Raw genomic sequence first — 7,940 nt, forward strand, 5'->3', positions numbered from 1 at the left:
TGTGGTTTAGTTTTTATTGAGTACTAAATTAGTTTTTTTTTTATCTTTTTAGAATATTTTAAAAAAAATTAATTAAAAGATTCACCAGCCTGTATTCCTATTGAAGCAAACTTGTTTCCTGAGAATATACCTTCGGCAGTTTGTAAAACATTCAATTTCAAATATTCATTATTTTTACAAGCCACATATATACCATTAGCTGTATCGCTATAAACAATTGTTCCGGGAAGCGAGGCTGCGGCACCATTAACTGTTGCTTTTGCAACCTCTAAAACCCTAATCATTTGCCCCCTGAAACTAGTTATAGCCCCTCCTATTTCAGTATTACAGGCATTTGTGAGATTTTCAATCTCGCTTGCTGTATTTTTGTCCCAATAAATTGTAAAATCTTTAGGTTCTGGCCTTGGATGATAGCTTTGGGTTGGAGTTAAGGTTAATGGCTGCTCTATCTTAATTTTACTTATAAATTCCTGTATAAGATTCACCGAAAAAACACTCAGCTTTGCTGAATATAATCCTTGCGTTTCTCCGGGTAAAATGGCTATTTCTTGCTGTATAAAAACCGGGCCGGTATCAAAATTTTCATCCATGTGATGGATGCTTATACCTCCTTTTTTTTCACCATTTTTTATTTGCCAAAATACCGGGAATGGCCCCATATATGCCGGCAGCAAACTATAATGCACATTATAAAACCCATAAACAGGAATTGAAAACAAATCTGCGGGTATTTTATATGAAAATGTATATGCTATCACTAAGTCTGGCTCTTGTTGTGTAAGCCACTCTTTAAATGAGGTTTTTAAATCCTCTTTTGCAAACCGTTTGTAAGGTATGTTATTAAACGTAGCTGCATTTTCAACCTGTAAATTATGTTCGTGCACAACATCAGGCATTACTACAGCTTTTAATAATTGTTTAGATGCTAAAAAGCTTATTGCAGGAATCGCATAAACATGGTTTGCTAAAAGTATAATCTTCATAAAAGATATTAGAATTCTAATTAATAGATAAGTTGGTCTAACGCTGTTAGAATAGTCTGTCGTAGTAATTCAAGTGCTGCCACTAATTTTGAATGCTGTTCCCCTACCTTGTTTATTTCGAGCTTTATTTCCTCACGATCAACCCCGCTTTTATCATAAAATTCAACAAATGCGTATTCTTTTTCTAAATTCCCCTTTTTATGATCCAGTAAATAAATCTCACATAACAAATCGTCGAATGTTTTTATAAGTAAGTCATTTTGGGGTATTTCTACTTGCTGTGAAATTTTTCCTATTAAATTTTTGAACTTAAGAGCAGCAGTTGTATGAGCACAACTTATAGCGACAGATCTAAAACTATGATTACAAAACCCTACACGATTAACAATTGGTTCCAATGGTAAATCCATGCTATCGATACCTTCACTCGATCCAACATCTATAATATTCTCATGCCGTAGTTTGCAATCAAAAGTTTTGTATTGTGCAAGTTGGGTTTTTAAAGCCTGTAAAAGTTCGCTATCTTTCACTGTGATTTGCATAAAGGATTAGTGCTATAAATATACTGTTCAAAACCTAAATTACTTATTAAAATATGATTTGTTTTGCTAAGCTTCCTTTAAAAGTATCTATCACAGATATGCAGCACGAAGTAAGTTCAATAACGGAATCCTGGTATCCTCACCTTAACACTTTTGATTATCAAGGCAATTGGGAGGTGTTATCTTTAAGATCACCCGGAGGCGCGAGTAGTACCATTATTCCAGATATTATTAATGGATCTGTGTTTATGGACACCCCACTAATGGCTACGTGCCCTTCAATAAAGAAAATAACGGAGAATTTACTTTGCCCTATAATGGCCGTGCGATTATTAAATTTAAAAAGCGGGGCTAAAATCAAACCACATAAAGATAATGAACTGGCTTTTGAAAAAGGTGAAGCGCGTATACATATACCTGTATTTACCAATGATGGAGTTGAGTTTTATGTAGAAGATAATCTGGTAAGAATGAATGAAGGTGAGTGCTGGTATATTAATGCAAACCTTAAGCATAGTGTGGTAAACAACGGCAAAAGAGATAGGATTCACCTGGTAATTGATTGCGTTGTAAATGATGGGTTAATTGAATTGTTTGAAAAGGCTGATAAAACATCAAGGAATGAAGATTATAATGTAGCCGAAAAAATATTAATTATTGAGGCGCTACGACTTCAGCAAACACCGGTGGCAACAAACCTTGCTACTGAGTTGGAATATGAGCTGAACGCATTTCTAAAAAAAAGTATAACAGCATCTAATAAAATATAAAATGGACCTCGAACATTTAAATAATTGGTACCCAATAAAATTGTATTCAGAAGATAATGAGCTTAAATGCAGATGGAGATATTTTAAGAGCATTGAATTTACAGATCCTTTTTTTAACGAAACTATTTTAAAAGCAAGTTGCCTGGAAATCAATTCACGCTACTATAGGCCGGTAAGCGATTTGAGCATCTTAACAGAATGGGTAAATGCTATTCATTCTGTTGAACCTACAGTATTTATATTTCATATTTCGCGCTGCGGATCTACTTTACTGTCTCAAACACTTGGCTTAAATGATGAACACATCATATTATCTGAAGTTCCTTTTATTGATGACCTCTTAAAATTATTGACCATAGATGAATGGTTAATTAATGTAGAATACCAGGCAATTTTAAAAGCGGCAATCGAACTTTATGGAAGAAGTGATAATACAAATAAAAAAAGACTATTTGTAAAAACCGATAGCTGGCATTTACATTATTTGCCACTATTTAGGCTACTTTATCCATCTACCTTATTCCTACTGTTATTTAGAAAGCCCGATGAGGTACTACGTTCCCAACAAAAGAAAAGAGGTATGCATGCGGTACCTGGATTAATCTCAGATAGTATATTGGGTATTCAATCCAATAAAATAAATATTGCGAATTTTGATGGGCATATGATTAAAGTGCTTGAATCATATTATGCATCATTAATTAAAATTACCCAAAACGATGATTTATCATTTTTGGCAAATTACGATGAAGGTATTGAGCAAATCATAAACAGACTGGCGAGTTATATCAACATTGATATTGATAAAAATTACAGAACCCTTATTCATGAAAGGTGCTTATACAATGCTAAATTTCCTGATCAGGTATTTAAAGAAGAACCTTCAAATAAAGAAGTATTACCTGATCTAACAAAAGCATTTATTTTATACACCGAACTTGAAAAAATCAGGAGTTTGCAAATTTTCAAAATCAATAGTAATATTGAGGCCTAAAACCTTATTAAAAGCATGAACGAACTTACAGCCAAAATACGCTGTTTTCTGCAAGAGATCGGCTTAGTTTATCACCTTGAAAAAATCGAAGAAACACTCTTACTACAGTGGTACGAAATGTGTTACGACAATAAAAATGCTACCCTGTTAAATGTAGAACCTTTTCACAAAATGATAAGTTGGATGTGTACACTAAACAAATATGAAGCGATAATTTTGTAAACGAGTAAGCATTAAACAAAGTCAAATTTAAAGTACGCTTTGTTTAACTACATAATTTTCATTATTTAGCAGTAGCTATTAAAAAAATCCTATTAATTAACCAATGACTAACCCAAACCGTAAAATTTTAATTTTAGGTATCATATTATTCGCGATATTAATTGCTGCTTATGCCAACCATTTTAATAACGGATTTCATTTTGATGATTCGCACGCAGTTGTTGATAATGTTCATATACGAGATCTGAAGAATATACCCCAATTTTTCACCGATCCTAAAATGTTTAGTGCAGACCCTCTACATTGGGGATTACGCCCGTTAGTTACCACCACTTTAGCTATCGACTATTGGATAGGTGGAGGATTATATCCTTTCTATTTCCAGCTTTCTACATTTATTTGGTTTGTATTACTGGGGGTATTGTTGTATTTCATGTATAACAACTTACTTAAACGTTCAATTAATCATCCATGGGTTGGTTACATAGCAATTGCGGCAACCGCATGGTATGTTTTAAATACCGCAAATGCCGAAACTGTCAACTATATTATTTCCCGTTCCGATGTATTATCAACTTTTTGTATCGTAGCATCATTTCTTATTTATATAGCCTACCCTGCTAAGCGTCAATGGGGCTTATATATCATTCCTGCTGTTATAGGGGTCTTTGCTAAAGAAACTGTATTAGTATTGGTAATCTTATTATTCTTTTACCTGCTTTTATTTGAGTATGATTTATCCGTTGGAGATCTTTTCAAATCAAAAAACCTAAAAAAGCTGGGTAAAACATTATTGAACATTTTACCCATATTAACAGCAGTTTTATTAACACAGATTTATACACTTTCTAAATCCGGCACCATTGCGGGTATATCAAACCCACTAGTTCCGTATTTACTTACGCAAACATGGATATGGCTGCACTATTTTATATCATTCTTTTTACCTGTAAATTTAAGTGCAGATAGCGACTGGACCGTTTTAAGTAATCATTTTGATGAAAGAATAATTATTGGTTTGATATTCGTGATTGCATTAGTTTTAGTTATTTTTAAAACATCTGCCAAAAAGGAAACCAAACCTATTGCTTTTGGTTTAATTTGGTTTGCCGCCGCATTATTGCCTACCTCCTTGGCTCCTTTTGCCGAAGTAACTAATGACCACAGAATGTTTTTTCCATTTATTGGCCTTTCACTTAGTGTGACAACCTATATCGGTTTATTTTTATTTAAAAGTGACAAGCAAATTATCGCAAGTGAAAAATACAGGATATTAATTGGAACCTGCATCTTTTTAGTTTTAGGATTAAACGCCTACGGTATTCATCAACGTAATAAAATATGGAATAATGATGAAACATTATGGTACGATGTTACTGTTAAAAGCCCACTGAATGGCAGAGGATTAATGAATTACGGCTTAACACAAATGGGAAAAGGGAATTACGCCGTTGCTGATCAATATTTTGAAAAAGCTGCACAGTACCTTCCTTATTATAATACTTTATATATTAATATAGGTATATTAAAAGGAGCAACAGGTCAATTTATAGAGGCTGATGAAAACTTTAAAAAGGCCATTGCATACAGCCCTAACACTTATGATTCATACGCTTTTTATGCGCGATATTTAAAAACAGTGAATCGTGATCCTGAAGCTATACAAATGGCACAAAAGGCTTTACAAATAAATCCATATTCCGTAATTGCATTACAAGCCTTAATGGGCGCTTATAGCGATTTGGGACAATGGGACAATTTAAGACAAGCAGCTCAACAAACATTATCGGTTTTGCCAAATGACCCTACTGCTGAGAGTTATTTACAAGCATCCACTAAGCAAAAACCATTGGTAACTAACGCAATTATTGCTAAGCCGTTATCCGCAGCTGATTATATTAATATGAGCGTTACTTATTATAATCAACAAAACTACCAACGCTGTATTGATGCCTGTAAACTAGCCATTGCTTTAAAACCTGATTATGCAGATGCTTACAGCAATATGGGAGCAGCTTATAATCAGCTAAAAGAATGGAATAAAGGCATCGAAGCATGTGAAATGGCGCTAAAAATTAATCCGAATCATAAACTAGCCGCAGGTAATTTGCAATGGGCTAAAAAGCAACTTAATAATAAGTAACAATGAGCGCCCCAAAAATTGCACAAGGAAAGCCAACTAATGAAAAAAACTATACCGATGGATTATTATTCAGACAATCTGCCTGGTGGAAAAAGCTTTTTAATGTGCAATATCCATATAAGTATAATATACAAAGCCTGAAACCAGGTTTCGTATTGGATATTGGCTGTGGAATTGGAAGAAACTTATTACATTTAAATGGTAACGGTATAGGGGTTGATCATAATGCAACTTCAATAGATGTATCAAAAAGTCGTGGTTTAAAGGCATATACTGTAGATGATTTTTTGAAATCAACATATAATAAACCTGAAACATTTGATTCTATTTTATTAGCCCACGTTGCTGAACATATGACAGGTGATGATTTTATCACGTTATTAAATCAATATATCCATCTTTTAAAAAACAATGGAAGAGTTATTGTTATTACCCCTCAAGAAAAGGGATTTAAATCAGACGATACACACATCCAATTTATGGATTTTGCAACTATTAAAAATTTGCTGAAACAAATTGACTTTAATACAACAAGGCAATATTCATTTCCTTTCCCTCGGGTGATTGGTTACTTTTTTAAATTTAATGAGTTTGTAAGCGTAGCAAAAAGATAAATTATAGTTCAGAAAAAAATATTTCACTTTATTTTTTTTAATCTATAAAATATTTCTACCTTAATGCCGTTAAAACAATGACTAAAACCTTTCACAAATTATTACTTGCGCTATGCGTAGTCTTTTTGACTATAAGCACATCCCATGCACAATACATAACCCGTACTGTGGTATGCAGTGCTGGCGATACCTATAAAAATGCTGATGTTACCTTAAGTTATGTAGCCGGTGAAGCCATTGGCGGCCTCTTGTATAATACCACCATTAATCCGCATTTATATTTAACCACCGGTTTTGAACAACCCGACCTCGAAGTTTCACAAGTTTTGGCCGATTTACCAAAGTCACTGGCTATTTTCCCTAACCCCGCAAACGGTGGCGTAGTTAAACTAGCCTTTAACCATGTGCCTGATGGTGTTTACACCATTAATGTATTTGATGCTTCAGGTAAGATCCTGCAAAGCCAAACGGTCGACTACAAAAGCATAAATTATTATTATTTCCCGATAGATATTTCTCACTACGCCGCTGGGATGTACTTTGTACAGGTGGTTAACCCCATGCTTTTCCATGGCGAGGTGAAATTGATTAAGTTTTAGCAAGCCTTATATACACAATATATGAAAAAACTTTTACTACTGTTAACGCTGTCCTTTTTCGCTATTAGCGGAACTGTTATGGCACAATCACAGGCCTTTAAATATCAGGCCATTGTAAGAGGCTCCAATGGGGCATTACTTACCAATAAACAGATCAATATCCGGATATCTATCTTGTCGGGATCACCAACAGGGGCTACCGAGTACCAGGAAACGCAAACCGTTACCACGGACGCCTATGGCTTGTTTGCTATTGAGGTGGGGAGCGGTGATGTTACCCAGGGCTCGTATGCAGGAATCAAATGGGCAGCCAGTCAAATATATATCCAAACAGAAGTTGACCTGGGATCGGGCTATGTTTTGTTGGGTGCTTCTAAATTATTAAGTGTTCCTTATGCGATTTATTCCTTTAACCCGGGTGGGCCTAAGGGCGCAACGGGTGCTACCGGGGCGCAGGGTTTACAAGGTGCAACTGGCGCTGAAGGGCCACAAGGCATTCAAGGTATTGCAGGTGTACCTGGTTTACCGGGTGCGGTTGGGCCTGTTGGAGCACAGGGAATACAAGGTATAACAGGGGTAACTGGTGCACTCGGTGTTACAGGGGCTACCGGGGCTCAAGGTATTCAGGGCACAACCGGTGTAACCGGCGCTCAGGGTATCCAAGGAATTACTGGTAATACTGGCGCACAAGGCATACAGGGCATTCAAGGTATAACCGGCAATACAGGGGCTCAAGGAATCCAAGGAATTACCGGTAATACTGGTGCTCAAGGCATACAGGGTATAACCGGTGTCACCGGAGCTCAAGGGATACAAGGAACCCAAGGTGTAACGGGAATAACTGGAGCTCAAGGCATACAGGGTATAACCGGTGTCACCGGTGCTCAAGGGATACAAGGCATTCGAGGTGTAACGGGAATAACAGGTGCTCAAGGAATACAGGGCATTCAAGGTGTAACGGGAATAACTGGTATTCAAGGCATTACTGGTAATACCGGAACTCAAGGAGTACAGGGCATACAAGGTGTAACGGGAATAACTGGTATTCAAGGTATTACTGGTAATACCGGAAC

General features: G+C 35.8%; 7 protein-coding genes and 1 pseudogene. 6 read left to right on the forward strand and 2 right to left on the reverse strand.

Annotated elements, in window-relative coordinates; all coding sequences use genetic code 11:
- Positions 1–68 precede the first annotated feature (68 nt).
- Positions 69–983 (reverse strand): methionyl-tRNA formyltransferase, encoded by a 915-nt coding sequence (locus GSQ74_RS22240; protein ID WP_158996387.1) that lies wholly within the window; start codon positions 981–983, stop codon positions 69–71.
- Positions 984–1,003: 20 nt separating this feature from the next.
- A complete protein-coding gene (locus tag GSQ74_RS22245) occupies positions 1,004–1,525 on the reverse strand; it encodes a hypothetical protein (protein ID WP_158996388.1) in 522 nt (173 codons plus the stop codon).
- 53 nt (positions 1,526–1,578) lie between these two features.
- Between GSQ74_RS22245 and GSQ74_RS22250 the strand changes: the two genes are divergently transcribed.
- The 6 genes and pseudogenes from GSQ74_RS22250 to GSQ74_RS22940 all read left to right on the forward strand — a co-directional run.
- Positions 1,579–2,295 (forward strand): aspartyl/asparaginyl beta-hydroxylase domain-containing protein, encoded by a 717-nt coding sequence (locus GSQ74_RS22250; protein WP_158996389.1) that lies wholly within the window; start codon positions 1,579–1,581, stop codon positions 2,293–2,295.
- Positions 2,296–2,335: 40 nt separating this feature from the next.
- Positions 2,336–3,289 carry a sulfotransferase family protein gene (locus GSQ74_RS22255; protein ID WP_158996390.1) on the forward strand — a complete coding sequence of 318 codons (954 nt, stop codon included), beginning with the start codon at positions 2,336–2,338 and terminating at the stop codon, positions 3,287–3,289.
- 325 nt (positions 3,290–3,614) lie between these two features.
- Complete coding sequence (locus GSQ74_RS22260; protein ID WP_158996391.1) at positions 3,615–5,654, forward strand: lipopolysaccharide assembly protein LapB; 2,040 nt, start codon at positions 3,615–3,617, stop codon at positions 5,652–5,654.
- A gap of 2 nt (positions 5,655–5,656) precedes the next feature.
- Entirely contained in the window at positions 5,657–6,268 is a 612-nt protein-coding gene (locus GSQ74_RS22265; RefSeq protein ID WP_158996392.1) for a bifunctional 2-polyprenyl-6-hydroxyphenol methylase/3-demethylubiquinol 3-O-methyltransferase UbiG, read from the forward strand.
- Positions 6,269–6,345: 77 nt separating this feature from the next.
- Entirely contained in the window at positions 6,346–6,867 is a 522-nt protein-coding gene (locus GSQ74_RS22270; protein ID WP_158996393.1) for a T9SS type A sorting domain-containing protein, read from the forward strand.
- Between the two features lie 21 nt (positions 6,868–6,888).
- Positions 6,889–7,940 (forward strand): annotated as a pseudogene (locus tag GSQ74_RS22940) (collagen-like protein); the annotation flags it as partial.

Source organism: Mucilaginibacter sp. L196 (genome assembly GCF_009765905.1).
Lineage (GTDB): Bacteria > Bacteroidota > Bacteroidia > Sphingobacteriales > Sphingobacteriaceae > Mucilaginibacter.